Origin of the sequence: Roseateles asaccharophilus, from assembly GCF_004362405.1 — a bacterium.
Lineage (GTDB): Bacteria > Pseudomonadota > Gammaproteobacteria > Burkholderiales > Burkholderiaceae_C > Kinneretia > Kinneretia asaccharophila.
Genome location: NZ_SNXE01000003.1, coordinates 18,566 through 42,572 on the forward strand (window position 1 = coordinate 18,566; position 24,007 = coordinate 42,572).

Genomic DNA, 24,007 nt, shown 5'->3' on the forward strand with positions numbered 1-24,007 from the left:
CTAAGGCCGGCGCTACCGCGATCGGCGGGCCGTCTCGCTCAGCCTCGCTCCTCATTGAGCCAGGGCAAGCTGACCTGGGCTCGCGCCACGGCATGCGCGCGGTTGCTGGCCCCGAGCTTGCGCAGAATGCGCTGCACATGGTTCTTGACCGTGAGCGCGCTGATGTCCAGCGTCTGCGCAATCTCCTGGTTGCTGTGCCCTTGCCGCAGCCCCTGCAAGACCTGGCACTCCCTGGCAGTGAGCTCGCCCGCTGGCACGGAATGAGCGTTTTGCGGGGGGCTGCTTCGCGACTCGGCCGATTGCACTCGCAGCCAGCCCGCGTGAAGCTGCGGCATCAACAGCTCCAGCAGCACGGCCTGGCGCGGTCCGTACAGGGACTCAGCATGGGCCAAGGCAAAAAAACTCTCGATCTCGCTGGGTCGCTGAGGCCGCGAGACGCCATGAATCAATAGCTGGGCATAGCCCGTCAGCCCAAGCTCCGCCGCCGACATCAGCAATGGGCGCCCTTCGCCGTGAGCCAGCCACTCCGCCTGCAGCCTGCGGCTCAGCGCGGAGCCTGGAGCACACAGGGCCAAGTCCAGGCCCTGCGGGACGGGCGCATTGTTGAAAACCTCGAAACGCAGCTCCCGGCTCGCGCGGTGGTAAGCGCCGCACAGCAGCAGCTGATGCGGCAGCAACTGCTGCAACCCGCCCTGCGTCCACACAAAGAACTGGGCGGCATGGCGCAGCGCCAACGCCCCTTCCACGGTGCGGACCAAGTCCCGTACTTGCTGCAGGCTGAGCAGGGTGGAACCGTAAAGATCTTCGTGGTCCGGAGCGCTCGGCGCAACGCTCGGATCATGGTGCACAGCGCTCATAGTCTCAAGCCTAGGGCCGAGCGATGACGACGCCATGTCAACCCGTATCATGCCCTCAAGCAGCGCAGCCCAAATGGGAAGAACCGCTCGCGCAGCGGCTTACTGCCATTGCTGGTCATCTTGGCGCGCTAGGCTCGGCCTGCTCGCAAGCACCGGGAGATGCCCATGAATGAGATGCCCGCTTTCGCCAGCCCCGCGGGTGACGCCACACGTGCCGTAGCCCTTGCCCGGTACCCCGCCGTAAGGGCTCACACCCTGGACCTGGCCGCGCCGCTCAGCGCCGAAGACCAGGCCCTGCAGTCCATGCCGGACGCCAGCCCCGCCAAATGGCATCAGGCGCACACCAGCTGGTTCTTCGAGGCCCTGCTGCTGCGCCCACTGCTGCCGGACTACCAGGCCTTTGACGAGCGCTTCTTCTACCTATTCAACTCCTATTACGAGGCCTTGGGGCCGCGCCACCCGCGACCCCAGCGCGGCCTGCTGAGCCGCCCTTCGCTGGACGAGGTGCGCGCCTACCGCGCCCATGTGGACGCGGCCATGCTGCGCCTGATCGAGCAGGCCGATACCGACAGCTGGGCCCGCGCCGCGCCCTTGCTGGAGCTAGGCCTGCAGCACGAGCAGCAGCACCAGGAGCTGCTGCTCACCGACATCCTGCACGCCTTCTCCTGCAACCCGCTGCTGCCCGCCTATGCCGAGGCCGCGCCCGAAGCGCCCGACGGCGGCGCGCTGCGCTGGCTGGCGCATGCCGGCGGTGCCGCACAGATCGGCCATGCGGGGCCAGGTTTTGCCTTTGACAACGAGGGCCCGCGCCACACGGTGCTGCTGGCGCCCTTCGAGATGGCCAGCCGCCTGGTGAACCAGGGAGAGTACCTGGACTTCATCCAGGACGGCGGCTACCGCCGGCCCGAGCTCTGGCTCTCGGACGGCTGGGCCCGGGTGCAGGCCGAGGGCTGGCAGGCGCCGGCCTACTGGCTGGCGCCGGACGACCCGCGCCGCCCGGCCGGGCACTGGCAACGCCTGGGCCTGCGCGGCGTGCAGGCGCTTAGACGCGAGGCCCCGGTGCTGGGCCTGAGCTTCTACGAGGCCGCGGCCTATGCAGAATGGGCCGGCGCCCGCCTGCCCAGCGAGTTCGAGTGGGAGCTCGCCGCCCGCGAGCTGACCGGTCTGGAACAGCTCTACGACGCGGCCTGGCAATGGACCCGCTCGGCCTACCACCCCTACCCCGGCTTCAAGCCCCTGGCCGGCGCCGCTGCCGAATACAACGGCAAGTTCATGGTGGGCCAGTTGGTGCTGCGCGGCGCCAGCCTGGCCACGCCGCCGGGCCATGCGCGCCCGAGCTACCGCAACTTCTTTCCGCCGGCCGCGCGCTGGCAGTTCTCGGGCCTGCGTCTGGCCCGCGATCCCCTCGTCTGAGCCCAGTACCAGGAGAACGACCATGCCCTTGCCCCATGCCGCACCCTGGCTGCACGCCGTGCCGCTGGAAGGATATGCCCATGATCTGCATGCCGCGCTGCGCCAGCGCCCGCGAAGCATCTCGCCCAAGTATTTCTATGACGACGCCGGCTCGGCCCTGTTCGAGCGCATCTGCGAGCTGCCCGAGTACTACCCCACCCGCACCGAGCTCGCCCTGCTGCGCAGCCACGCGGCCGAGATGGCAGCCCTGATGGGCGAGGCAGTTCAGCTGATCGAGTACGGCGCCGGCGCCCTGCGCAAGGTGCGCCTGCTGCTGGACGCCCTGTCCGCGCCGCACAGCTTTGTGCCGGTGGACATCTCGGGCCCGCATCTGTTGGCGGCCTGCCGCGCCCTGCAGGCCGAGCATGCAAGCCTGGCCATCCAGCCCGTGGTGGCGGACTTCACCCGGCCCCACGATCTGCCGGCCCGGCCACAGCGGGGTCAGCGCGTGGGCTTCTTCCCCGGCTCCAGCATCGGCAATTTCTCGCCGGACCAGGCCCTGGAGTTTCTGCGCATGGCGGCCCAGGAGTTGCGCGGGGGCGCCCTGCTGATCGGCGTGGACCTGGTCAAGGACCCGGCCGTGCTGCACGCGGCCTACAACGACGCCCAGGGTGTGACCGCGGCCTTCAACCTCAATGTGCTGGCACGGGCGCAGCGCGAGCTGGGCGCCGAGCTGGACCCGGCCGGCTTTGCCCACAGCGCCTTCTACAACGCACCCTTGCAGCGCATCGAGATGCATCTGCAGAGCCGTGGCCGGCAGCAGATACGGCTGGATCAGCGCGTCTACGAGTTTGAGGACGGCGAAACCCTTCACACCGAGCACTCGCACAAGTTCAGCGTGGCCGGCTTTCAGACCCTGGCGGCCCGGGCGGGTTTCAAAGCCGGGCCGGTTTGGCAGGACGCGCGCGAGTGGTTCGCCCTGCTCTGGCTGCAGGCCCCCGCCGCATAATCGCTGCCGTCACCCACAGAGGAAGCCGCATGAAAGCCGTCTGGAACCACACCGTGATCGCCGAGAGCGATGACACCACCCTGGTGGAGGGCAACCACTACTTCCCGGCCAGCACGCTCAAGCGGGAGTTCACCAGCTTCAGCAACCACAAGACCATGTGCCCCTGGAAGGGCGAGGCGCACTACCTCTCCCTGCTGGTCCAGGGCGAACTCAATCCCGACGCGGTCTGGTACTACCCCGATCCCAAGCCGGGTGCCGAGGCGGTGAAGGACCGCGTGGCCTTCTGGAAGGGCGTACAGATCCTGGACTGAGCCCGCCGCGATCAGGCGCGCTCGGCCAGGCGCACCACGGTCACGCCCGCGCGCGCCTGGCGCGTGGAGGGCATGACCAGCACGCAGTCGTCGAAAGGCGTCACCACCGGCTCGCCCTCGTTGTCGCCGATCACCGTGCCGGCCTGGGCAATGCACTCCAGGCCGCTGAAGGCGCTGTGGAAGCGAAAGCGCTCGCTGCGCGCCACCACGGCCGCGCGCACACGCAGGGCAGGGGCGGGCTGGCTGGCGTCGGGCCGGCGCCAGCCCGGCAGCAGGCGGCCCAGCTCGGACGCATCCACCACGCCGGCCGCCTCCAGCAGGCGCACGCAATAGTCCTGGGCCACGTCGCGGGCCCGGGGCTCCAGGTGGTAGCCGCACTCCAGCAGCAGGGAACGGCTCTCGGGCGACTGATCGTCCGCCAGACCAAAACGGCCGAAGTCCCGCATGCGCACCCCGTCGGCGTGGCCGGCATCGATCACGATGGCCGCCTCACCGTTCAGGCTGCGGGCAAGGGCCAGATTACGCGGCTGCACGCCGGTGAGCAGCAGGGGCGCGGAGCGCTCATGCATGGAGTGCAGGTCCAGCAGCCAGTCGGCCGCCTCCACAAAGGGCCGCAGGACCGCGGCACGGCGGCGCTCACGGCTGGTGGGCTCGCTCAGACGGGCCTCGGACCATTGCCGGTTCAGGTCCTCGTCCACGAAGCGGGCCGCGTCGTGCTGGGCCGGGTCGAAGCGGTCAAAGGCCTCCAGATTGCAGAAGGCCAGGGTGAGGCTGCCGCGCGCCGGGCGCAGGCCCCGCTCCAGCAGGCCCAGCAAGGCCCAGGCGCCGCAGAGCTCATTGCCATGCACCAGGGCCGAGATCATCAGATGCCGCCCCGGCTGGCCGCTGTCGAAGCGCCACACGCCCTCGGTGCCGGTATTGCCGGCGCGCCAGGGGCCCAGCTCGGGCTTTTGCAAAGTGCTGTTCAGGTCCATGGTCTTCAGTCGGTCTCGATCTTGGCGAACTGCACGATCTTCGCAAATCGATCGATCTCGCTGCGCACGAACTTGCGGCCATCCAGATCGGGCGTCAGGGTCAGGCCCGCGGTCTGCAGCTTGGCCACCACCTCGGGCTGGCGCAGCACCTCGCGCAGCTCCTTCTGCAGCTGGGCCTGGATGGGCGCTGGGGTCTTGGCCGGGGCGAAGAGGCCAAACCAGACGCCGATGTCCACACCGGCAAAGGCCTTGGTCTCGGCCAGGGCCGGGATATTGGGCGCCGCCGGCGAGCGCTTGGCCGTGGTCACGCCAATGGCCTGCATGCGCCCTTCCTGGATATGCGGCAGGGCGCTGGAGAGCACGAAGACGGCAAAGTCCACCTGGCCGCCCAGCAGGTCGGTCACCATGGGCGCGGCGCCGCGATAGGGAATGTGCAGCATGAAGAGCTGCGCCTCATGCTTGAGCAGCTCGCCGGCCAGATGCAGGGGGGTGCCGATGCCCGAGCTGGCGTAGCTGAGCTTGCCGGGGCGCGCGGCCACAAAGTCCTTGAAGGCCGCGGCACTGGCCAGCGGCGTGCGGGGAGTGGTGACCAGCACCAGGGGCTGGTTACCGATCATGCCAACCGGGGCCAGATCATTGAGGGCGTTGTAGCGCGGCTTCTTGGCGGTGAGCGCATTGATGCCCACCTCGCTGGTGGAGCCCAGCAGCAGGGTGTGGCCGTCGGCGGGCGCATTCACCACCTTGAGCGCGCCCAGGGTGCCGCCGGCGCCGGCCGCGTTCTCCACGATGACCTGCTGGCCCAGGCGCTTGGCCAGCTCGGGGGCCACGGTGCGGGCCACCAGGTCCACGCTGCCGCCGGCCGCATAGCCCACGACCAGGGAAATGGGCTTCTTGCCCGGAAAGCTGTCGGACTGCGCCAATGCGGCGCTGCCGAAGAGGCTGAGCGTGGCGGCGACCAAAGCGCCGAGCAAGGTGTTCATCGTCATGGCGAGGGGCTGCGATGGTTGATAGGCAGCCACCATCTTGCGAGCCCGGCCGGGGGCGGTGATTGCCGATTCGGCAATTTCGATTGCCTTGCGGGCAAGCGTCCTCAGGCGCGTCGGCTATGGGCCAGCAGGGCGTCCCAGACCCGGCTCAGCGCGGGGCTGGGCGGCTTCTTGCGCCGGAACAGACGGGTCTCAAAGGGGATCTGCCAGGCCGGCTCGCCCCAAACGCTGAGGGTGCCCGCACGCAGATCGGCCGCCACCATGGACAGGGGCAGCCAGGCCAGGCCCATGCCGCGCATGGCGTACTCGCGCAGCGAGTCCACCGAGTCGCAGCGCATGGCCAGGGCCAGGGGCGGCAGCTCGCGCAGATGCGCCAGATGATCGTCCAGCAGCCGCCCCAGGGCCTGGCCGGGGTCATAGGCCAGGAGGCGCGGCGGCGCCTTGCCGGCGTGGCCGTGCAGCACGGGCACCAGGCGGTCGTCGGCGCCGCGGGCCTGCAGGTAGCGGCGACCGTCCAGCTTGAGGGTCAGCGCCGGGTGGTGGTAGCTCAGCAGGATGTCCACCTCGCCGCGCTCCAGCATCTCACTGGCCTCGTTCATCAGGCGCGTCATCACCTGCACCTGGGGCGCATCGGGGCGGCGCATCAGGGGCGCCAGGGCATCCGCCACCACGCTATGCGCCAGGGTGCGACCGGTCACCAGGCGCACCAGGGAGTCGCCCGCCACACCGGCCACCAGCTCGTGGCGCAGCAGCTCCAGCTCGCGGGTGGTGGCGCGGCCCTGCTCGCACAGGCGCTGACCCGCGGCCGAAAGGCGCGGGGGCTGGCTGCCGGGCTCGAACAGGGGCACGCCGACCCATTGCTCCAGGGCCTTGAGCCGGCGGCCGAAGGCGGGGGCCGTCACATGGCGCAACTCGGCGGCGGCCTTGAAGCTGCCGCCGTCCACCACGGCCTGCAGATCGGCCAGCCACTTGAGCTGCACGCCAGCGGCCCCGGCGCGGCTCAGACCCGGGCCGGCAGCACCGTGGCCGCGCAGTCGCCGAAGCCGATGCGGCGCGCGCCGTCCTTGGCGGCAAAGCCGCGCAGGATCACGGTGTCGCCATCCTGCAGGAAGGTGCGCGTCTCGCCATTGGGCAGGCTCAGGGCCTGCTTGCCGCCCAGGGACAGCTCCAGCAGCGAACCGCCCTCCTCCGGCTTGGCGCCGCTCTGGGTGCCGGTGCCCAGCAGATCGCCGGGCTGCAGATTGCAGCCATTGCTGGCGTGGTGCACCAGCATCTGGGCCAGGGTCCAGTAGGCGGACTCGCCGAAGTTGCTGCGCATCAGGCGGGTCGGGGCCTGGCCGGCCGCGCGCATCTGCTCGGTCTGCAGCCAGACCTCCAGCTCAATGGCATAGCCACCGGCGGCGCGGTTCTTTTCGGAGTCCAGATAGGGCAGCGGCTGGGGATCCTGCTCGGGGTGCGCGAAGGCGCAGCGGAAGGGCTCCAGGGCCTCGGCCGTGACGATCCAGGGCGAGATGGTGGTGGCGAAGTTCTTGGCCAGGAAGGGGCCCAGGGGCTGGTACTCCCAGGCCTGCACATCGCGGGCCGACCAGTCGTTGAGCAGGGTCAGGCCGAAGAGATGCTCGTCGGCGCGCTCCATGGGAATGGTCGCGCCCAGGGCATTGCCACCGGCCACGAACACGCCCAGCTCCAGCTCATAGTCCAGGCGCTTACACGGCGCGCGCTCGGGCGCGGTGGCGCCCGGCGGCATCAGCTGGCCCAGGGGGCGGCGCACATCCTGGCCGCTCACGCCGATGGAGGAGCTGCGGCCGTGGTAGCCGATGGGCACCCATTTGTAGTTGGGCAGCAGGGGGTTGTCCGGGCGGAAGAGCTTGCCCACCGTGGTGGCGTGGTGGATGCCGGTGTAGAAGTCGGTGTAGTCACCGATGCGGCAGGGCACCAGCATCTGCGCCTCGCTCTGCGCCAGCAGGCAGGCGCGCAAAGCGCCCTCCTGCTTGCTGCCCACCAGCAGGGCCGCGAACAGGGCCTGACGCAGCGCGCGGCGCTGGGCCGCCGGCAAGGCCATGAAGGCATTCAGATCGCCCTGGGCGAGGGGCTGGAGTGCCACCTGCTCGGCGCTGCTCCAGCGGCCGGCGGCCGCCGCGGCACGCAGGTCCAGCACCTGGTCGCCAATGGCCACGCCCACGCGCGGGCTCTCGTTGCGACCGGCGCGCACGAACAGGCCGTAGGGCAGGTTCTGGATCGGGAAATCGGTGCCCGCCTCGTTGGCCGAGGCCACCCAGCTCTGGGCGGCCGGGTCATGGGTGTGGTCGAGATCGGAGAAAGCAGTCATGGTGTCTTGAATTGATCTTGCAGATCACGCCAGCAGTCGGCGTAGTGGGTTTCCAGCGCGCCGCTGTCCTTGAGCGCGAACTCGGTGGGCAGCAGGCGCCAGCGGGTCTCGAACATGAAGGCCAGGGTGTGGTCCAGCTTGTGGGGCTTGAGCTCGGCCGCGCTGGCCTTGGCAAAGGCCTCGGTATCGGGGCCGTGCGGCACCATGGCATTGTGCAGGCTGGCGCCGCCGGGCTTGAAGCCCTCGGGCTTGGCGTCGTACTGGCCCAGCACCAGGCCCATGAACTCGCTCATCACATTGCGGTGGTACCAGGGCGGACGGAAGGTGTCCTCGGCCACCATCCAGCGCGGCGGGAAGATCACGAAGTCCACATTGGCCCAGCCCGGCGTGTCCGAGGGGCTGGTCAGCACCGTGAAGATGCTGGGGTCCGGATGGTCGAAGCTGATCGAGCCGATGGTCATGAAGTGCGCCGTGTCGTACTTGTAGGGCGCGAGATTGCCGTGCCAAGCCACCACATTGAAGGGCGTGTGGCCCTGCTGCGCGGTCCAGAGTCGGCCACCGAACTTCTTGACGATCTCATAGGCCCCGGGCGTGTCCTCATAGGCCGCCACCGGCGCCAGGAAGTCGCGCGGATTGGCCAGGCCGTTGGAGCCTATGGGCCCCAGCTCCGGCAGGCGCAGGGCGGCGCCGTAGTTCTCGCAGACATAGCCGCGCGCGGGGCCGTCCGGCAGCGCCACCTTGAAGGCCAGGCCGCGCGGGATCAGGGCGATCTCGCCGGGCTTGACGTCCAGCAGGCCCAGCTCGGTCGTGATGCGCAGGCGCCCCTGCTGGGGCACGATCAACAGCTCGCCATCGGCATTGACGAAGGCGCGGCGCTCCATGGAACGGTTGGCCAGGTACATATGGGCGGCCATGCCCGTCTGCGCATCGGGGTCGCCGTTGACGGCATAGGTGCGCAGGCCTTCGATGAAGTCCTGCGCCGCATCAGCCCCATCGGCCTCAGCGGGCAGGGCCAGCGGCGCCCAGCGCAGCGGGTCCGGCGGCACCGCGGCCGCGCCCTCGCGGGCGCCGGTCTTGAGCCAGGGCTGGGCCAGGGGCTGGTAGGCGCCCACCACCACCGAGGGCTGGCGGCGGTACATCCAGCTGCGCAGGTTCTCGGCGCGCGGCGCGGTGAAGGCCGTGCCCGAAAGCAGCTCGGCGTAGAGGCCATGGGCCACCTTCTGCGGGCTGTTGCGGCCCAGGGGCAGGCTGCCGGGCACCGCCTCGCTGGCGTGCTCGTTGCCGAAGCCCGATTGGTAGGTGAGTTCGCTCATCGGGGAGATGCTCAGTCGAGTTTGATATTGGCGGCCTTGATGACCTGGCCCCACTTTGCCAGTTCCTGCTTCCAGTAGGCCCGCATCTGCTCGGGCGTGCCGCCCAGGGCCTCCAGGCCCAGCACCTGGAAGCGGGCCTTCACGGCGGTGCTGTTCAGCGCCTCCTGCAGGGCCTTGTTCAGCGTGGCGATCACCGGAGCGGGCGTGCCGGCCGGCACGGTCAGGCCCTGCCAGGCATAGGCCTCGAAGCCGGCCAGGCCCTGCTCGGCAAAGGTGGGCACCTCGGCAAAGGTCTTGATGCGGGCCGGGCTGGCCACGGCGATGGCGCGCAGCTTGCCCGAGATGATGTGGGGGTAGCCGGCGGCCGTGTCCACGAACATGAAGGGCACCTGGCCGCCGATCACATCCTGCACCGCCGGCGCGGCGCCGCGGTAGGGAATATGGGTCAGCTTGAGCTTGGTCTTCTCGCGCAGCAGCTCGGTGGCCAGGTGGTGCGGGCTGCCGGCGCCGGGCGAGGCGTAGTTGATGCCGCCGTCCTGGCGCGCGGCCCAGGCCAGGAATTCCTTGTAGGTCTTGGCCGGCACGCTGGGGTTGACCACCAGCAGCATGGGGAAGCGGGCGATCAGGCCCACCGGGGCCAGGTCTTGCTCGGCCTTGTAGCTGAGCTTGGTGTAGAGCCAGGGGTTGGCGGCCAGGGTGGCGGTGTCGGCGGTCAGTATGGTCTGGCCGTCGGCCTTGGCCTTGGCCACGTAGTCGGCACCGATATTGGTGGCGGCGCCGGGCTTGTTGTTGACCACAAAGGTCTGGCCCAGGCTCTTGCCCATGGCCTCGGCCAGGGTGCGGGCCACCACATCGCTGCCACCACCGGCCGGATAGGGCACCACCCATTCCACGGGCTTGTCGGGATAGGCGGCCAGGGCGGCGGGGGCGGCCACGGCGCTCAGCAGGGCCAGGATCAGAGGGCGGCGGGAGAACAGCATGGTGAAGTCTCGTGGTTCAGGAACGGAAAGAGGTCGGAAGGGGCGCAGGCCGGGCTCAGACGGCGCCGGCCTGCAAGGTGTTGTCACGGGCCAGGGCCAGGGCTTCGTCCAGCACGGCGCGATCACCCACCTGGTTGGCCAGTATCAGGACCAACTTGGTCAGCAACATGTCGGCCTGCTCGTCGCTGAGGCCGCGCTGAGCGTGGATCAGGGCCTCGTAGAAGCCATCGGGGTCGGGGATGTTGGGCGTGCGGATCAGGGGCATGGGAGGCTCACTCCTGGGCCAGGGCGCGACGCAGGGCGGCGGCCACCTTGGCGGGGTCGAAGCCGCGCCAGCGCGCGGCCACATGCTGGTCGGGGCGGATCAGGTAGACGGTGCCGGGCTGGCCGTCATAGCGCTCGCGCAGCAGACCTTGCGGGTCGGCAATGTCGAGCCCCACCACCAGGGCCGGGGCCAGGTCTTGCGGCGGCAGCTCGCCAAAGCTCAGCAGGGTGAAGCCGCGGCCCAGATGGCGCAGCAGCCAGTCGCCGTCGGCCAGGGGCGCATCCAGGCAGGGGCTGCCGGGGGCCATGGCGCTGTTGAACGGCGCCTCGTCGGGCGTGTTCAGCGGCGAGGCGGCGTAATGCGTGGGCAAGGAGAGCCGGCCGCTGTTGACCAGAGGGCGGGCAAAGGGCTCGCTGCGGGCCAGCTCCAGCACCGCATTGCGCAAGCGCAGGGAGGCGCGGCTCTTGGGGCTGATGAAGTCGGTGGCGCGGGTGGAGTTCAAGATGTTCTCGTCCGCCGCCGCGGCGCGCTCGGCGTGGTAGCTGTCCAGCAGGGCCGGCGGCGCGCGGCCCTCCAGCACGGCCTGCAGCTTCCAGCCCAGGTTGTCGGCATCCTGCACCCCGCTGTTGGCACCCCGCGCGCCGAAGGGCGAGACCTGGTGCGCCGAGTCGCCCACAAAGAGCACGCGCCCATGGCGGAACTGCTGCAGGCGGCGGCAGGCGAACTGGTAGACCGAGACCCATTCCAGCTCGAACTCCACCTCCGGGCCCAGCATGGCCTGGATGCGCGGGATCACCTTCTCGGGCTTCTTCTCCTCGGCGGGGTCGGCATCGCGACCCAGCTGGAAGTCGATGCGCCAGACGCCGTCGCACTGCTTGTGCAGCAGCACCGACTGGTTGGGATGGAAGGGCGGGTCGAACCAGAACCAGCGCTCGGTGGGGAAATCCGCTTTCATGACCACATCGGCGATCAGGAAGCGGTCCTGGAAGACCTGGCCCTGGAAGTCAAGGCCCAGCATGCGGCGGGTGTCGCTGCCCGCGCCGTCGCAGGCCAGCAGGTAGTCGGCCTGGATCTCGAAGCGGCCGTCGGGTGTCTCGACCTGGAGCGCGATCCCCTCGGCGCCCTGCTCCAGCGCCACCAGCTTGTGCTTCCAGTTCAGCGAGATCAGGGGCTGGGCCTCGCAGGCGGCCACCAGGGCTTCCTCCAAATGGTATTGCTGGAGGTTGATCATGGCCGGCATGCGGTGATGGGCCTGGGGCAGCAGGTCGAACTGGTAGGCCAGCTCGCTGCGATGGAAGACCTTGCCCACCTGCCAGCGCACGCCCTGGTCCGCCAGTGCCTCGCCCTGGCCCAGACGCTGCCAGACCTCCAGCGTGCGCTTGGCATAGCAAACGGCGCGCGAGCCCTGGCTCACGCTGTTGTTGTCGTCCAGCAGCAGCACCGGCAGGCCACGGGCTGCACAGTCCAGGGCGGCCGTCAGACCCACGGGGCCGGCACCAATGATAACCACCGGATGGCGCTCCACCCGACCCTCGCGCTGGGCGGCGCGCTGGCGGTAGGCGTACTCGGGAAAGCGGTAGGTCTTGAGCACTGCGCTTGTCTCCTTGTCTTGTTGTCGGGGGCGCAGCGGCGCTCAGGCCGGGTGGAATTCCTTCTCGTGCATCCAGGCCGCCTGCTTGGGCGCGCGCTTGGTACGGCTCCATTCCTCCAGCATCTCCCACTTGCAGGCGTCGAGCTTGGCGTACATCTCGGGTGTGCCCACATCGGCCGCCAGCTCGATGCGATGACCATTGGGGTCGAAGAAGTAGATGCTCTTAAAGATGGTGTGGTCGGTCACGCCGATCACCTCGATGCCGGCGGCCTCCAGCTCGGCCTTCTTGCTCTCCAGCTCGGCCACGCTGCCCACCTTGAAGGCGATGTGCTGCACCCAGGCAGGGGTGTTCTCGTCGCGGCCCATGGGCTTGGCGGTGGGCAGCTCGAAGAAGGCCAGCACATTGCCCTGGCCCGCGTCCAGGAAGAGGTGCATATAGGGGTCGTCGGCCTTGGTGGAGGGCACCTTGTCCTCGGCAATGGCCAGCACAAAGTCCATGCCCAGATGCTTTTGATACCACTCGACCGTGGTCTTGGCATCGAGGCAGCGGTAGGCCACGTGGTGAATGCGTTCGATCTTCATGGGGGCGTCCTTTACTTCACGTCTTCCAGCGCTTTCCACATCTCGATATCGCGCTCGGCGGTCCAGATGCGGGGGTCGGGGAACTGGGTGGCCTCGTCATAGGCCCGGGTCACGTCAAAAGGCATGCAATGGGCAAAGATCACCCACTGGCCGTACTTGGGCGCCAGCGCCTCATAGGTTTCGCGGTAGACGGTCTTGAGATCACGGCCGGCCGCAGCGCCCGCCTTGACGGCGGCATAGAGCTCGGAGACGAAGGCGCGCGTGCCCTCCAGGCCGGCGGCCACCTCGGCCGGGGTCTGCAGGGCGCGGCCGCGGCCGGGCACCAGTTTCTCGGGCTTGAGCGCGGCGATCTTGTCCAGGGTCTGGGGCCAGTCCTGGAAGTAGGCGTCGCCGGCATAGGGTGTGGCGTCGAACTCCACCAGATCGCCGCTGAACAGCACCTTGTCCTGGGGCAGCCAAACCACGGTATCGCCCTTGGTGTGACCGCGGCCCAGCTGCAGGATCTGTACCTCCAGCTTGCCCAGCCACAGCGTCATCTTGCCGGTGAAGGTGATGGTGGGCCAGGTCAGGCCCGGCGGCACCGATTCGACATTGCGGAACAGGCGCGGGAAGCGGCCGATCTCGCTGGCCTTGTCCTGCTCGCCGCGCTCGACGATCAGGTCATAGGTGTCCTGGCTGGCGATGATGTGCTCGGGCCGGTAGGCGCTGGCGCCCAGCACCCGCACCGCGTGGTAGTGGCTCAGCAGCACGTACTTGATGGGCTTGTCCGTCACCTGGCGGATGCGGCGGATCACGTCCTCGGCCATGACCGGCGTGGCCTGGGTGTCGATCACCATGACCGCGTCATCGCCGATCACGATGCCGGTGTTGGGGTCGCCCTCGGCGGTGTAGGCCCAGGCATGGGGCGAGAGCTGGTCAAAGCTGACCTGCTTCTCCTCCACATCGGCATGGGAGGCAAAGGTCTTGGTCGAGGCGGTCTGGCTCATGGCGGCGGCTTCTGTCTCCAAAATTTAACTTTAGGCAAATCGATTTGCCTAAGACGAATTGTCGGCTTGATCTTAGTCATCGCGTTTGTTAATGTCTAACTGATTGTTTTAAGTAGAAACCCTGATCCATGGACTCTCTCCCAGCGCCCGCCGAGCGCGGCGGCCCGCGCGGCATTCAAAGCATCGAGGTCGGGGGGCAGCTGCTCATCGCCCTGGCCCATCACGGCCGCCCCCTGGCGCTCAAGGATCTGGCGCGAGAGGCCGGCATGCCGCCGGCCAAGGCCCACCCCTATCTGGTGAGCTTCATCAAGCTGGGTCTGGTGGAGCAGGAGGCCGAGGGCGGCCGCTATGGTCTGGGGCCCCTGGCCCTGCAGCTGGGCCTGATCAGCCTGCAGCAGTACGACCCGGTACGCCTGGCCACGCCACGCATCGAGGCGCTGGCGGCCCAGCTGGGCCATACGGCGGCCATCGCGGTCTGGGGCAATCGCGGCCCCACCATTGTTCGGGTGGCCGAAGCGGCCAGCCCGGTGCACATCAGCATGCGCCACGGCACGGTGATGAGCCTGCCCGGCACGGCCTCGGGCCGGCTGTTTGCGGCCTTCAGGCCACGCGATCAGATCCTGGCCGTGCTGGCTCAGGAGAAGCTGGGGCCGGACTATCTGGATCAGCAACTTGGCCCACAGCTGAGCCAGATCCGGCAGCAGGGACTGGCCAGTGCGCGTGACGCGGTGGTGGACGGCGTGAGCGCGCTGGCGGCTCCCGTCTTTGACGAACAGGGAAGCATGGTGCTGAGCCTGACCCTGATCGGCCCCAGCGGCAGCCTGGACTTGAGCCCGCTGGGCAGCGAAGCCCAGGCCCTGATCCGCAGCGGCGCCGAGCTCTCAAGACAGCTGGGCTGGCGCCCCGCCTGAGGAGCTGCAGGCCTTGCGGCCCCGCCTCAGGCGTGGCCGACTGCCGGGCTCATGAAACCAGCCAAGCGCAGGCGCTGCAGCTGGCGGGCCTCCTCCTCGGGGCCGAAGAAGCTGGGGTAGAGACTGCGCGAGCTGCCCGCGGGCCGCTGGGCTCCGCGCCCGGCCAAGGCTGCGATCTGGCGCTCGGCATGAGCCAGGTCCAGCCGCATCAGCACGGCCGGGGCGCCCACACGCGGGCACACGCGCAGGCTGCCGCAGAGCTCGAAACCCAGCATGCGGCGGTAGTAGGCAGCATGGCGCGGATTGACTTCGATCACCACGCACTGCACGCCGCGCAGGCGGTAGGCCTGCAGATAGGCGCTGTGGAACAGGCCGGCCAGCAGGGACTCGGAAGCCTCCTGCCCCTCCAGCAGGGCCAGCTGGGTGAACTCGCAGACGCGGAGCCCGCGCGCCCGGATCTCCGCCATCTCGGCCGGAAAGACCTGATCGGCCTTGAGCCCGGCCTCGCCGTCGAAACGCACCCCCAGCGTGCCGGTGGTCTCACCGAACTCGTCTTCGGCATGCAGCACCACCAGATCGGCCTCGGCCTGCTGGGCGTCGACCGCGTAACCACGCTCGCGGTAACGCTGCTGCAGCAAGACGCTGGCGCGTTCACGCTCTGGCAGGCCCTGGGCCAGTCGAACGGCAAGACCTGCCCCCGGCAAACGCGGTGAACGGTGCAAAGCGGGTGTGAAGAGGTCTTGCTGCATGCGCTTCCTGAAAAAGACAAGCTGGGCGGCCCGCAGTCTAGCCCCTCATCTGCGGGATCAGGGCGCAAGAACTGTCCCCCTCACACATGACACAAATTGCTTACATCTTTGTGCGCCTATCGCCCAATCAGACTTCCAGCCACTCCTTGCGCACATAGGCGTTGGCGCGCAGATCGGCGGGCGTGCCCTCAAAGACGATGCGGCCATGGCCCATCACATAGCAGCGCTCCGAGATTTCCAGGGCGATGGCCAGCTTCTGCTCCACCAGCAGCACGGCCAGGCCGCGCCGCTTGAGCTCCTTCAGATACTCGGCCACCAGCTCCACGATCTTGGGCGCCAAGCCCTCGGTGGGTTCGTCGATCATGATCAGGTCGGGATCGCCCATCAGGGTGCGGCACAGGGTGAGCATCTGCTGCTCGCCGCCGGAGAGCACGCCGGCCTCGGTGTGCTGGCGTTCCTTGAGGCGGGGGAACATGCGGTACATGTCCTCGAAGCTCCAGCGCGGCGGGCGCTTGGTGCGCGATTTCTGGCCCAGCATCAGGTTCTGGTGCACCGTGAGCTTGGGGAAGATGTCGCGGTTCTCCGGCACATAGCCCAGGCCCAGCTGGGCGATCTCGTAGGCCTTGAGGCCCAGCAGCTCGCGCTCGCCAAAGCGCACCGAGCCGCTGCCGTCCACCTGGCCCATGATGGTCTTGACCGTGGTGGAGCGGCCCGAGCCATTGCGGCCCAGCAGGCTGACGATCTCGCCCGACCGCAGCTCCATGCTCACGCCGTGCAGCACATGGCTCTTGCCGTAGAAGGCGTGGACGTTCTCCAGCCTCAGGGTTTTGTTCGGGTCCTGGCTCATGCTGTGTGTGCTCCCGCCACCTGCTGCTCGGCCAGCACCGAGCCCAGATAGGCCTCCTGCACCCGGGCATTGGCGCGCACCGCCTCCGGGGTGTCGAAGGCGATGACCTCGCCATAGACCAGGACCGCGATCTTGTCGGCCAGGCCGAAGACCACACCCATATCGTGCTCCACGGTCAGCAGGGTCTTGCCCACGGTGACCTCGCGGATCAGCTGGATGAAGCGCTTGGTCTCGCTCTTGCTCATGCCGGCCGTGGGCTCGTCCAGCAGGATCACGCTGGAGCCACCGGCGATGGTGATGCCGATCTCCAGGGCCCGCGCCTCGGCATAGGTCAGGTTCATGGCCAGCACATCGCGGCGCTTGTCCAGATGCAGCATCTCCAGCAGCTGATCGGCACGCTCGTTCACGTCCTCCAGATCGGCCAGAAAGCGCCAGAAGGCGTAGCGGTGGCCCATGGACCAGAGCAGGGCGCAGCGGATGTTCTCGAACACCGAGAGCCGGGTGAAGAGGTTGGAGACCTGGAAGCTGCGCGAGAGACCGCGGCGGTTGATCTCATAGGGCTTGAGCCCGTCGATGCGCTGGCCCTGCAGGCGGATCTCGCCGCTGCTGGGCGCGAAGCGGCCGCTGATCAGATTGAACAGCGTGCTCTTGCCGGCGCCATTGGGGCCGATGATGGCCACCCGCTCGCCCGGCCGCACCTGCAGCTGGGCCCCGCGGATGATCTCGCTCTTGCCGAAGCGCTTGCGCACATCCAGCAGTTCCAGGGCGAACTCGGGCTGGTGGCTCACAGCGACTCCCTCCGCTTGATTTCCTTCTCGATCTCCTCCTGGGTCTGGTCCCACTGACGCTTGAACTCACGCCGGGTCAGCTCGAAGAGGCCCAGACTCACCAGCAGCAGCAGGCCCGAGCCCAGCCAGGCATCCACGCCATGGGCATTGAGCGTGGCGCCCATGAAGACCAGCTGCGGGCCCAGGGCCTCGTTGAGCTGCAGGTGGTAGATCATCTCGATCATGGCCGAGCCGCCCACCAGCATGGCGGCGGCCGCCCCGCCCAGGGCCAGATAGGCCGTCCAGAGCTGGCGCAGCTTGCCGAAGGCCGCCACGCGCAGATTCATCATGATCAGGGCCGCAAAGCCACCGGGCGCATACATCACCATAAAGAGGAAGATCAGGCCCAGATAGAGCAGCCAGGCCTTGGTCAGCTCGGACAGCAGCACCCCGGCCAGCACCATCAGCACCGCGCCGATGATGGGCCCGAAGAAGAAGGTGGCGCCCCCCAGGAAGGTGAAGAGCAGGTAGCTGCCCGAGCGCACCGCGCCCACCACCTCGGCCGTGACGATCTCGAAGTTGATGGCCCCCAGACCGCCCGCCACACCGGCGAAGAAGCCCGAGATCATGAAGGCCAGATAGCGCACCCACTGGGTGCTGTAGCCGATGAACTCCACGCGCTCCGGGTTGTCGCGCACCGCATTGAGCATGCGCCCCAGGGGCGTGCGCGTCAGCGCGAACAGGGCCGCGGTGCAGATGAAACAGTAGATTGCGATCAGGTAATAGACCTGGATCTGCGGGCCGAAGCTGATGCCCATCACCGGCTTGCCCACCACGCGGTTGGCCGAGATGCCGCCCTCCCCGCCGAAGAACTCCGGCAGCATCAGGCTCATGGACCAGATCAGCTCGCCAATGCCCAGGGTGATCATCGCGAAGGGCGTGCCCGCCTTCTTGGTGGACACATAGCCGAACAGGGCCGCGAAGAAAAGCCCGGCCAGGCCGCCCACCAGGGGCACCAGGCTCACCGGCAGGCTGAGCTGGCCGGCCGACACCTGGTTGAGCGTATGGATGGCCAGAAAGGAGCCCAGGCCGCTGTAGACCGCGTGGCCAAAGCTCAGCATGCCCCCCTGGCCCAGCAGCACGTTGTAGGCCAGGCAGGCGATGATGGCGATGCCCATCTGGCTCAGCATGGTCTGCGAGAGCGAGCTGGTCCAGATCAGCGGGGCCACGGCCAGCGCCAGGGCAAAGAGGCCCCAGACCAACCAGCGGCCGACGTTGTAGGGCTTGAAGTGGTAATGGGTCTTGGAAACGCTGCGACTCATCTCATTCATCCCGCGTGCCCAGCAGGCCCTTGGGCCGGAAGATCAGGATCAGCACCATCAGCAGATAGGGCAGGATGGGCGCCACCTGGGCCAGGGTCAGTTTCAGCAGGGGGTAGCCGAAGGTGTCGGGGCCCAGCTTGAAGAGGCTGGCCAGGGAACTGTCCACGGTCAGCGGCAGGGTCTGCAGCAGGCCGATCAGGATGGAGCCCACAAAGGCGCCGGCCAGGGAACCCACACCGCCCACCACCACCACCACGAAGATGATGGAGCCCACGATGGTGGCCATGGCCGGCTCGGTGACGAAGGTGATGCCGCCGATCACCCCGGCCAGGGCCGCCAGCGCGCAGCCACTGCCAAAGACCAGCATGAAGACCCGCGGCACGTTGTGGCCCAGGGCCTCCACCATCTCCGGGTGGGTCAGTGCGGCCTGAATCACCAGGCCGATGCGGGTGCGGGTGAGCATCAGCCACAGGGCCAGCAGCATGGCCAGGGCCACCAGCATCACGAAGGCACGGGTGAGCGGGAACTTGGAGCACAGGGCCGCGCTGCACAGCGCCGGTGCGGCCTCGCCCAGCACCAGGCTCAGGCCGCTGCTCGGGCTCTGAATGATGGTGAAGGCCGCGCCCTGCAGGGCGGCCGGCGGGTTGAAGGGCACGGCCACACGCCCCCAGATCAGCTGCACCAACTCCAGGATCACATAGGACAGGCCGAAGGTGATGAGCAGCTCCGGCACATGGCCGAAGCGATGCACCCGGCGCAGCACGCTGCGCTCGAACAGCGCACCCAGCAGGCCCACCGCCACCGGCGCCAGCAGCAGGGCCGGCCAGAAGCCCAGCCAGCCGCTGAAGGTGTAGGCGATGTAGGCGCCCAGCATATAGAAGCTGGCGTGGGCGAAGTTCAGCACGCCCATCATGCTGAAGATCAGCGTGAGGCCGGAGCTGAGCATGAACAGCAGCAGTCCGGAGGACAGGCCGTTGAGCAGGTTGATGAGGATCTGGTCCAAGGTATGAGCCCGTGGTCATGGAGCCGTGAAAGCCCGGCGCGGCCCTGCCGCAGCGGGGGCCGCCCGAGACGGCGGCGCGCATCATGCCCCATCCGGCATCGTCAAGGGCCGGATGAGGGTCAGGACTTGCGCGCGCCGCCGGCTCAGCCCGGCCGCTTCATCTGGCAGGAAGTCGGCGTGCTGGACACATAGGGCTCGAAGGTGCGCACCGGCACGAAGGTCATGCCGGTCTTCTCAGCGCTGTAGCTGTTCTTGGCGTCGGTCTTCTGCCAGACCGAGAGGTAGAGAGTCTGCTGCAGCTGGTGGTCGGTCTTGCGCATCTCGACCTCGCCATTGAAGCTCTTGCTCTTGAGCCCTTCCAGCGCCGCCGCCACCTTGACCGGATCGGTGCTCTTGGCCTTGGCCATGGCCTCACCCAGCAGGGTGTAGATGTGGATGACGCTGCCGGTGAAGAAGTCGGCGTCGAACTTCTTCTGGAACTCCTCCTGCCACTTCTGCATCTGCCCACCCATGTTGTAGTGGTTGTAGGCGATCTGGTAGACGCGGCCGGCCGAGCCCTGCCCCAGGGCGGTGGGCGTGCCGGTGACGCCCGCGTAGTAGGTGAAGAAGCGGCCGGTGTAGCCCGCCTCGTTGGCGGCCTTGATCAGCAGGGCCAGGTCCGAGCCCCAGTTGCCGGTGATCACGCTGTCGGCGCCGCTGGCCTTGATCTTGGCCACATAGGGTGCAAAGTCGCGGACCTGGGCCAGGGGATGCAAATCCTCGCCCACGATCTGGATGTCGGGGCGCTTGCGGCCCAGGGTTTCCTTGGCGTACTTGGCCACCTGGTGGCCGTGGGCATAGTTCTGGTTGAGCAGGTAGATCTTCTTGATGTCCGGCTGGTCCTTGATGAAGCTGGTCAGGGCTTCCATCTTCATCGAGGTGTCCGCATCCATGCGGAAGTGCCAGTAGCTGCACTTGCTGTTGGTCAGATCGGGGTCCACGGCCGAATGGTTGAGGTAGACCACCTCCTTGCCGGGGTTGCGCTCGTTGTGCTTGTTCACCGCATCCACGATGGCCAGGGCCGCGCCCGAGCCATTGCCCTGGGTCACATAGCGCACGCCCTGGTCGATGGCGGACTTGAGCGCGTTCAGGCTCTCGGCCGGGCTGAGCTTGTTGTCGATGGGAATGATCTCGAACTTCACGCCCGCCGGGTTGGAGGCGTTGAACTTCTCGGCGAAGAACTGGAAGCTCTTCACCTGGTTCTGCCCCACCGGGGCCATCAGGCCAGAGAGCGGATCGATCCAGGCGATCTTCACCGTCTCACCCTTTTGCGCCAGGACCGGTAGCGCGGCGGCGATGAGGCTGGCCGCCACGGTCGCCTTCAGGACATGCTTGCAGCTGCTGTACATCGTTGTCTCCTTTTGTGGTTGGCAAGGCGATTCAAGCTTATGCAGCCGCGGCCGCGCGGCGGCCACGGGGATTGCCCTGGGGCGGGATGCCCCCAGGGCCTCAGGTGCCCGGCAGACGGTGAGCCTTGAACTGCTCGCGCAGTCGGAGCTTCTGGATCTTGCCGGTGGCGGTGTGAGGAATCTCGTCCACAAAGGCCACATCGTCCGGGATCTGCCATTTGGCGATCCGGCCTTCGTAATGCGCCAGCATGGCCTCGCGGCTGAGCTCGGCCCCGGGCTTCTTGACGACCACCAGCAGCGGTCGCTCGTCCCATTTGGGATGGGCCACGGCGATCACCGCGGCCTCGTGCACGGCCGGGTGGGCCATGGCGATGTTCTCCAGCTCGATGGAGCTGATCCACTCGCCGCCGGACTTGATCACATCCTTGCTGCGGTCGGTGATCTGCATGAAGCCGTCGCCATCGATGGTGGCCACATCGCCGGTGGGGAACCAGCCGGGCTGGCCGTCCACGGCCAGCAGGGGCGATGCCTGCTGGCGGAAGTAGCTGGCGATGACCCAGTGGCCACGCACCACCAGATTGCCGGAGCTGCGGCCGTCCCAGGGCTGGCTGCGGCCCTCGTCATCGATCACGGCCATATCGATGCCGTAGATGACCTTGCCCTGCTTCTCCAGGATGCGCCGCTGCTCGGCCTGGGGCAGCTGCAGCTGCTTGGCATTGAGCTTGGACAGGGTGCCCAGGGGCGAGAGCTCGGTCATGCCCCAGGCGTGGATGACCTCCACGCCATAGTCATCCATCAGCGTGGCCAGCATGGCCGGCGGGCAGGCCGAACCCCCGATCACGGTGCGCTTGAAGCTGCTGAACTTCAGGCCCTGGCTCTTCACATGGGTGAGCAGGCCCAGCCAGACCGTGGGCACGCCGGCACTGAAGGTCACGCCCTCGTTCTCGAAGAGCTCGTAGAGCGACTTGCCATCCAGATGCGGGCCCGGGAACACCAGCTTGGCGCCCACGATGGCGCTGCTGTAGGGCAGGCCCCAGGCATTCACATGGAACATGGGCACCACGGGCAGGATCACATCCTTGGCCGAGCAGTCCATGGCGTCCGGCATGGCCGAGGCAAAGGCATGCAGCACCGTGGAGCGGTGGCTGTAGACGGCGCCCTTGGGATGGCCCGTGGTGCCCGAGGTGTAGCAGATGCTGGAGGCGGTGTTCTCGTCGAACTGCGGCCAGACATAGTCGTGCCCCGTCTCGGCCGCGATCAGCTCTTCAAAGCACAGCAGGTTCGGGATGCTGGTCTGGCCCGGCATATGGGCGCGGTCCGTCATCAGCACATAGTGCTGCACCGAGCCCAGCAAAGGCTGGAGCTTTTCCACCAGGGGCAGGAATGTGAGGTCGAAGCAGAGCAGCTTGTCCTGCGCATCCCCCACGATCCAGGCGATCTGCTCGGGAAAGAGCCGCGGGTTGATGGTGTGACAGACCAGCCCGGAGCCCGAGGCGCCGTAGTAGATCTCCAGATGACGGTGGCCGTTCCAGGCCAGGGTGCCGATGCGGTCACCCGCCTCGCAGCCCAGGCGGGCCAGGGCCTGGGCCAGCTGGCGTGAGCGCAGCTCGGCGTCGCGCCAGGTGTAGCGGTGAAGATCACCCTCACAGCGCTTGCTGACGATCTCGGTGTCTCCGGTGTGCCGGGCCGCATGCTGGATCAGCGAAGAAATCAGCAGGGGCATGGACATCATCTGGCCCATCAGCGCCATCGGCAGTCTCCTGTGTTCTCTGTCACAGGGTCTGAGCGCCCCGTGTTCGGACCAGTTTAATCCTGGCTTTGCGCCCCTGAGAGTCACCCTCGTTACACAGCCCAGCCCGCATGCCTCAGGGTATTCACTGCCGCGGGGCTGGCCCCAAGTCCCTTGGCCACAGGGGCTGGCGCGGGCTGGCTACACTGGAAACCACAGAGCCAAGGCCTCGGCAACTCCAGCCCATCATGAGCACCCCCAAGCCCCCTCACGACTACCCGGTCCAGAAAAGCGACGAGCAATGGCGCCAGGAGCTGGACCCGCTGCAGTACCAGGTGACGCGCCATGCCGCCACCGAGCGCGCCTTCACCGGCAAGTACTGGGACCACTGGGAGGCCGGCCACTACCACTGCGTGGGCTGCGGCACCCCCCTGTTTGAATCCGCCACCAAGTTCGATGCCGGCTGCGGCTGGCCCAGCTACTGGGAGCCGGTCAATGCCGAGCTGATCGAGCGGGTGGTGGACCACAGCCATGGCATGGTGCGCGTCGAGGTGCGCTGCAACAACTGCGGCTCCCACCTGGGCCATGTCTTCCCCGACGGCCCCGAGCCCACCGGCGAGCGCTTCTGCATCAATTCTGCCGCGATAGACTTCGCGCCTGAATAGACACCCCCTACCGGCGACGCCAGCCCTCGAAAGGGGCTGCGCCGGCCGCCCGGCAGCGCCGGATCGGCGGCCACTGCTCGGGAATGCATCCCCTATGAAACTCCTGCTCGACTTCCTGCCGCTGATCCTGTTCTTCGGCACCTTCAAATACGCCGAAGGCCATGCCGAGGCCGCTGCGGCCTTTGCCACCCAGCATTTTGGCTTTCTGGTCTCGGGCGGCCAGGTCGGCCCGCAGGAGGCCCCGGTCCTGCTGGCCACGGTGGTGGTGATGGTCGCCACCTTGCTGCAGGCCCTGCTGCTCAAGCTGCGCGGCCAGAAGATCGATCTGATGCTCTGGATCAGCCTGGCCCTGGTCGTGGTGCTGGGCGGCGCCACCATCTGGTTCCACAGCGAGACCTTCATCAAGTGGAAGCCCACCGGCCTGTACTGGGCCATGGCCCTGGTCTTCTTCGTCAGCCAGCGCTTCTTCAACAAGAACCTGATCCAGGCCATGCTGGGCAAGGAGCTGCAGCTGCCCGCGCCGGTGTGGCGCCGGCTGAACTGGGCCTGGGTGGCCTTCTTCGCCGTGATGGGCGTGCTCAATCTCTATGTGGCCTATCACTTCAGCACCTCCAGCTGGGCCAACTTCAAGGTCTTTGGCACCACCGGCCTGATGCTGATCTTCACCCTGATTCAGGGCCTGTACCTGAGCAAATACCTCGGTGATGAGGTGAAAGAGGATGCCAAGCCATGAGCCTGCTGGCTGAAATCGAAACCCTGCTGCGCGACCGGCTGGCGCCCAGCGAACTGGTGCTGCGCGACGACAGCGCCCAGCATGCCGGCCATGCCGGTGCCCGCGAAGGCGGCCACTACCATGCGTTCATCGTCAGCGAGCGCTTCCGGAATCTCCCGCGGGTGGCGCGACACCGGCTCGTATATGATGCCCTCGCCGAGCTGATGAAGCGCGGCATCCATGCGCTGGCGATCGACGCCCGCACACCGGAGGAGCGCTGACCGCGCCCCGCCACATCGCGCCCCCCGGCGCATTTTTCATTCTTAGCCGCTCATATTT

General features: G+C 67.8%; 25 protein-coding genes. 7 read left to right on the top strand and 18 right to left on the bottom strand.

Annotated features, from left to right (window positions below; genetic code table 11):
- Positions 1-38: 38 nt before the first annotated feature.
- The gene (locus tag DFR39_RS07880) at positions 39-857 is read right to left on the bottom strand and encodes a helix-turn-helix transcriptional regulator (RefSeq protein ID WP_162849457.1); all 819 of its coding nucleotides are present in this window, start codon (positions 855-857) and stop codon (positions 39-41) included.
- Positions 858-1,031: 174 nt separating this feature from the next.
- On the opposite strand from DFR39_RS07880, the gene egtB reads away from it, so the two are divergent.
- Genes egtB through DFR39_RS07895 form a run of 3 tightly spaced genes read left to right on the top strand, consistent with a single transcriptional unit; the run spans position 1,032 to position 3,569 of the window.
- Positions 1,032-2,270, top strand: coding sequence for an ergothioneine biosynthesis protein EgtB (gene egtB / locus DFR39_RS07885; protein WP_133603414.1), 1,239 nt, complete (start codon positions 1,032-1,034; stop codon positions 2,268-2,270).
- 22 nt (positions 2,271-2,292) lie between these two features.
- Positions 2,293-3,258, top strand: coding sequence for an L-histidine N(alpha)-methyltransferase (egtD, locus tag DFR39_RS07890; protein WP_133603021.1), 966 nt, complete (start codon positions 2,293-2,295; stop codon positions 3,256-3,258).
- Positions 3,259-3,287: 29 nt separating this feature from the next.
- Positions 3,288-3,569, top strand: coding sequence for a DUF427 domain-containing protein (locus DFR39_RS07895; RefSeq protein ID WP_133603022.1), 282 nt, complete (start codon positions 3,288-3,290; stop codon positions 3,567-3,569).
- 11 nt (positions 3,570-3,580) lie between these two features.
- On the opposite strand, the gene DFR39_RS07900 is transcribed toward DFR39_RS07895, so the two are convergent.
- The 10 genes from DFR39_RS07900 to DFR39_RS07945 all read right to left on the bottom strand — a co-directional run bounded on the left by DFR39_RS07900 (position 3,581) and on the right by DFR39_RS07945 (position 13,575).
- Positions 3,581-4,543: a M14 family metallopeptidase gene (locus DFR39_RS07900; RefSeq protein ID WP_133603023.1), complete on the bottom strand. Its 963-nt coding sequence runs from the start codon at positions 4,541-4,543 to the stop codon at positions 3,581-3,583.
- Positions 4,544-4,548: 5 nt separating this feature from the next.
- Positions 4,549-5,529 (bottom strand): Bug family tripartite tricarboxylate transporter substrate binding protein, encoded by a 981-nt coding sequence (locus DFR39_RS07905; protein WP_246030745.1) that lies wholly within the window; start codon positions 5,527-5,529, stop codon positions 4,549-4,551.
- Between the two features lie 104 nt (positions 5,530-5,633).
- On the bottom strand, positions 5,634-6,509 hold the full coding sequence (locus tag DFR39_RS07910) for a LysR family transcriptional regulator (RefSeq protein ID WP_133603024.1): 876 nt from the start codon (positions 6,507-6,509) through the stop codon (positions 5,634-5,636).
- Positions 6,510-6,529: 20 nt separating this feature from the next.
- Positions 6,530-7,858 carry a fumarylacetoacetase gene (gene fahA / locus DFR39_RS07915; protein WP_133603025.1) on the bottom strand — a complete coding sequence of 443 codons (1,329 nt, stop codon included), beginning with the start codon at positions 7,856-7,858 and terminating at the stop codon, positions 6,530-6,532.
- Positions 7,855-9,171, bottom strand: coding sequence for a homogentisate 1,2-dioxygenase (hmgA, locus tag DFR39_RS07920; protein WP_133603026.1), 1,317 nt, complete (start codon positions 9,169-9,171; stop codon positions 7,855-7,857). Before hmgA ends, fahA begins: the two co-directional genes overlap by 4 nt.
- Positions 9,172-9,182: 11 nt before the next feature.
- On the bottom strand, positions 9,183-10,151 hold the full coding sequence (locus DFR39_RS07925) for a Bug family tripartite tricarboxylate transporter substrate binding protein (protein ID WP_133603027.1): 969 nt from the start codon (positions 10,149-10,151) through the stop codon (positions 9,183-9,185).
- A gap of 55 nt (positions 10,152-10,206) precedes the next feature.
- Positions 10,207-10,416, bottom strand: a complete 210-nt coding sequence (locus DFR39_RS07930) for a DUF2783 domain-containing protein (RefSeq protein WP_133603028.1) — start codon at positions 10,414-10,416, stop codon at positions 10,207-10,209.
- 7 nt (positions 10,417-10,423) lie between these two features.
- Entirely contained in the window at positions 10,424-12,007 is a 1,584-nt protein-coding gene (locus tag DFR39_RS07935) for an FAD-dependent oxidoreductase (protein ID WP_133603029.1), read from the bottom strand.
- 42 nt (positions 12,008-12,049) lie between these two features.
- On the bottom strand, positions 12,050-12,589 hold the full coding sequence (locus DFR39_RS07940; protein WP_133603030.1) for a VOC family protein: 540 nt from the start codon (positions 12,587-12,589) through the stop codon (positions 12,050-12,052).
- Between the two features lie 11 nt (positions 12,590-12,600).
- Positions 12,601-13,575: an MBL fold metallo-hydrolase gene (locus tag DFR39_RS07945; protein WP_133603031.1), complete on the bottom strand. Its 975-nt coding sequence runs from the start codon at positions 13,573-13,575 to the stop codon at positions 12,601-12,603.
- 128 nt (positions 13,576-13,703) lie between these two features.
- Here DFR39_RS07945 and DFR39_RS07950 point away from each other — a divergent pair, with 128 nt between their 5' ends.
- On the top strand, positions 13,704-14,486 hold the full coding sequence (locus DFR39_RS07950; RefSeq protein WP_133603032.1) for an IclR family transcriptional regulator: 783 nt from the start codon (positions 13,704-13,706) through the stop codon (positions 14,484-14,486).
- 26 nt (positions 14,487-14,512) lie between these two features.
- On the opposite strand, the gene DFR39_RS07955 is transcribed toward DFR39_RS07950, so the two are convergent.
- The 7 genes from DFR39_RS07955 to DFR39_RS07985 all read right to left on the bottom strand — a co-directional run bounded on the left by DFR39_RS07955 (position 14,513) and on the right by DFR39_RS07985 (position 22,312).
- Complete coding sequence (locus DFR39_RS07955; RefSeq protein ID WP_133603033.1) at positions 14,513-15,235, bottom strand: N-acyl amino acid synthase FeeM domain-containing protein; 723 nt, start codon at positions 15,233-15,235, stop codon at positions 14,513-14,515.
- Positions 15,236-15,362: 127 nt separating this feature from the next.
- On the bottom strand, positions 15,363-16,082 hold the full coding sequence (locus DFR39_RS07960; RefSeq protein ID WP_133603034.1) for an ABC transporter ATP-binding protein: 720 nt from the start codon (positions 16,080-16,082) through the stop codon (positions 15,363-15,365).
- On the bottom strand, positions 16,079-16,870 hold the full coding sequence (locus tag DFR39_RS07965) for an ABC transporter ATP-binding protein (protein WP_133603035.1): 792 nt from the start codon (positions 16,868-16,870) through the stop codon (positions 16,079-16,081). Before DFR39_RS07965 ends, DFR39_RS07960 begins: the two co-directional genes overlap by 4 nt.
- Entirely contained in the window at positions 16,867-18,180 is a 1,314-nt protein-coding gene (locus DFR39_RS07970; protein WP_133603036.1) for a branched-chain amino acid ABC transporter permease, read from the bottom strand. Before DFR39_RS07970 ends, DFR39_RS07965 begins: the two co-directional genes overlap by 4 nt.
- Complete coding sequence (locus DFR39_RS07975; RefSeq protein ID WP_246030773.1) at positions 18,173-19,117, bottom strand: branched-chain amino acid ABC transporter permease; 945 nt, start codon at positions 19,115-19,117, stop codon at positions 18,173-18,175. The genes DFR39_RS07970 and DFR39_RS07975 overlap by 8 nt, the downstream gene beginning before the upstream one ends.
- A gap of 200 nt (positions 19,118-19,317) precedes the next feature.
- A complete protein-coding gene (locus DFR39_RS07980) occupies positions 19,318-20,562 on the bottom strand; it encodes a branched-chain amino acid ABC transporter substrate-binding protein (protein ID WP_133603038.1) in 1,245 nt (414 codons plus the stop codon).
- A gap of 100 nt (positions 20,563-20,662) precedes the next feature.
- Positions 20,663-22,312 (bottom strand): 3-(methylthio)propionyl-CoA ligase, encoded by a 1,650-nt coding sequence (locus tag DFR39_RS07985; RefSeq protein ID WP_133603039.1) that lies wholly within the window; start codon positions 22,310-22,312, stop codon positions 20,663-20,665.
- Positions 22,313-22,539: 227 nt separating this feature from the next.
- Between DFR39_RS07985 and msrB the strand changes: the two genes are divergently transcribed.
- The 3 genes from msrB (at position 22,540) to DFR39_RS08000 (ending at position 23,949) form a co-directional block, all read left to right on the top strand.
- Positions 22,540-22,956, top strand: a complete 417-nt coding sequence (msrB, locus tag DFR39_RS07990; protein WP_133603040.1) for a peptide-methionine (R)-S-oxide reductase MsrB — start codon at positions 22,540-22,542, stop codon at positions 22,954-22,956.
- Positions 22,957-23,050: 94 nt separating this feature from the next.
- Positions 23,051-23,689 (top strand): septation protein A, encoded by a 639-nt coding sequence (locus DFR39_RS07995; protein ID WP_133603041.1) that lies wholly within the window; start codon positions 23,051-23,053, stop codon positions 23,687-23,689.
- Positions 23,686-23,949, top strand: coding sequence for a BolA family protein (locus DFR39_RS08000; protein ID WP_133603042.1), 264 nt, complete (start codon positions 23,686-23,688; stop codon positions 23,947-23,949). Before DFR39_RS07995 ends, DFR39_RS08000 begins: the two co-directional genes overlap by 4 nt.
- Positions 23,950-24,007: the final 58 nt, after the last annotated feature.

What these genes read in the sequence shown, in the direction of transcription:
- DFR39_RS07905 (WP_246030745.1), bottom strand. Translation starts at nt 5,529, where the DNA reads ATGACGATGAACACCTTGCTCGGCGCTTTGGTCGCCGCCACGCTCAGC.
- msrB (WP_133603040.1), top strand. Translation starts at nt 22,540, where the DNA reads ATGAGCACCCCCAAGCCCCCTCACGACTACCCGGTCCAGAAAAGCGAC.
- DFR39_RS07950 (WP_133603032.1), top strand. Translation starts at nt 13,704, where the DNA reads ATGGACTCTCTCCCAGCGCCCGCCGAGCGCGGCGGCCCGCGCGGCATT.
- DFR39_RS07975 (WP_246030773.1), bottom strand. Translation starts at nt 19,117, where the DNA reads ATGCTCAGCTCCGGCCTCACGCTGATCTTCAGCATGATGGGCGTGCTG.
- DFR39_RS07985 (WP_133603039.1), bottom strand. Translation starts at nt 22,312, where the DNA reads ATGGCGCTGATGGGCCAGATGATGTCCATGCCCCTGCTGATTTCTTCG.
- DFR39_RS07960 (WP_133603034.1), bottom strand. Translation starts at nt 16,082, where the DNA reads ATGAGCCAGGACCCGAACAAAACCCTGAGGCTGGAGAACGTCCACGCC.
- egtB (WP_133603414.1), top strand. Translation starts at nt 1,032, where the DNA reads ATGCCCGCTTTCGCCAGCCCCGCGGGTGACGCCACACGTGCCGTAGCC.
- fahA (WP_133603025.1), bottom strand. Translation starts at nt 7,858, where the DNA reads ATGACTGCTTTCTCCGATCTCGACCACACCCATGACCCGGCCGCCCAG.
- DFR39_RS07980 (WP_133603038.1), bottom strand. Translation starts at nt 20,562, where the DNA reads ATGTACAGCAGCTGCAAGCATGTCCTGAAGGCGACCGTGGCGGCCAGC.
- DFR39_RS07900 (WP_133603023.1), bottom strand. Translation starts at nt 4,543, where the DNA reads ATGGACCTGAACAGCACTTTGCAAAAGCCCGAGCTGGGCCCCTGGCGC.
- DFR39_RS07930 (WP_133603028.1), bottom strand. Translation starts at nt 10,416, where the DNA reads ATGCCCCTGATCCGCACGCCCAACATCCCCGACCCCGATGGCTTCTAC.
- DFR39_RS07995 (WP_133603041.1), top strand. Translation starts at nt 23,051, where the DNA reads ATGAAACTCCTGCTCGACTTCCTGCCGCTGATCCTGTTCTTCGGCACC.
- DFR39_RS07880 (WP_162849457.1), bottom strand. Translation starts at nt 857, where the DNA reads ATGAGCGCTGTGCACCATGATCCGAGCGTTGCGCCGAGCGCTCCGGAC.
- DFR39_RS08000 (WP_133603042.1), top strand. Translation starts at nt 23,686, where the DNA reads ATGAGCCTGCTGGCTGAAATCGAAACCCTGCTGCGCGACCGGCTGGCG.
- egtD (WP_133603021.1), top strand. Translation starts at nt 2,293, where the DNA reads ATGCCCTTGCCCCATGCCGCACCCTGGCTGCACGCCGTGCCGCTGGAA.
- DFR39_RS07945 (WP_133603031.1), bottom strand. Translation starts at nt 13,575, where the DNA reads ATGAGCCAGACCGCCTCGACCAAGACCTTTGCCTCCCATGCCGATGTG.
- DFR39_RS07955 (WP_133603033.1), bottom strand. Translation starts at nt 15,235, where the DNA reads ATGCAGCAAGACCTCTTCACACCCGCTTTGCACCGTTCACCGCGTTTG.
- DFR39_RS07895 (WP_133603022.1), top strand. Translation starts at nt 3,288, where the DNA reads ATGAAAGCCGTCTGGAACCACACCGTGATCGCCGAGAGCGATGACACC.
- DFR39_RS07970 (WP_133603036.1), bottom strand. Translation starts at nt 18,180, where the DNA reads ATGAATGAGATGAGTCGCAGCGTTTCCAAGACCCATTACCACTTCAAG.
- DFR39_RS07940 (WP_133603030.1), bottom strand. Translation starts at nt 12,589, where the DNA reads ATGAAGATCGAACGCATTCACCACGTGGCCTACCGCTGCCTCGATGCC.
- DFR39_RS07925 (WP_133603027.1), bottom strand. Translation starts at nt 10,151, where the DNA reads ATGCTGTTCTCCCGCCGCCCTCTGATCCTGGCCCTGCTGAGCGCCGTG.
- hmgA (WP_133603026.1), bottom strand. Translation starts at nt 9,171, where the DNA reads ATGAGCGAACTCACCTACCAATCGGGCTTCGGCAACGAGCACGCCAGC.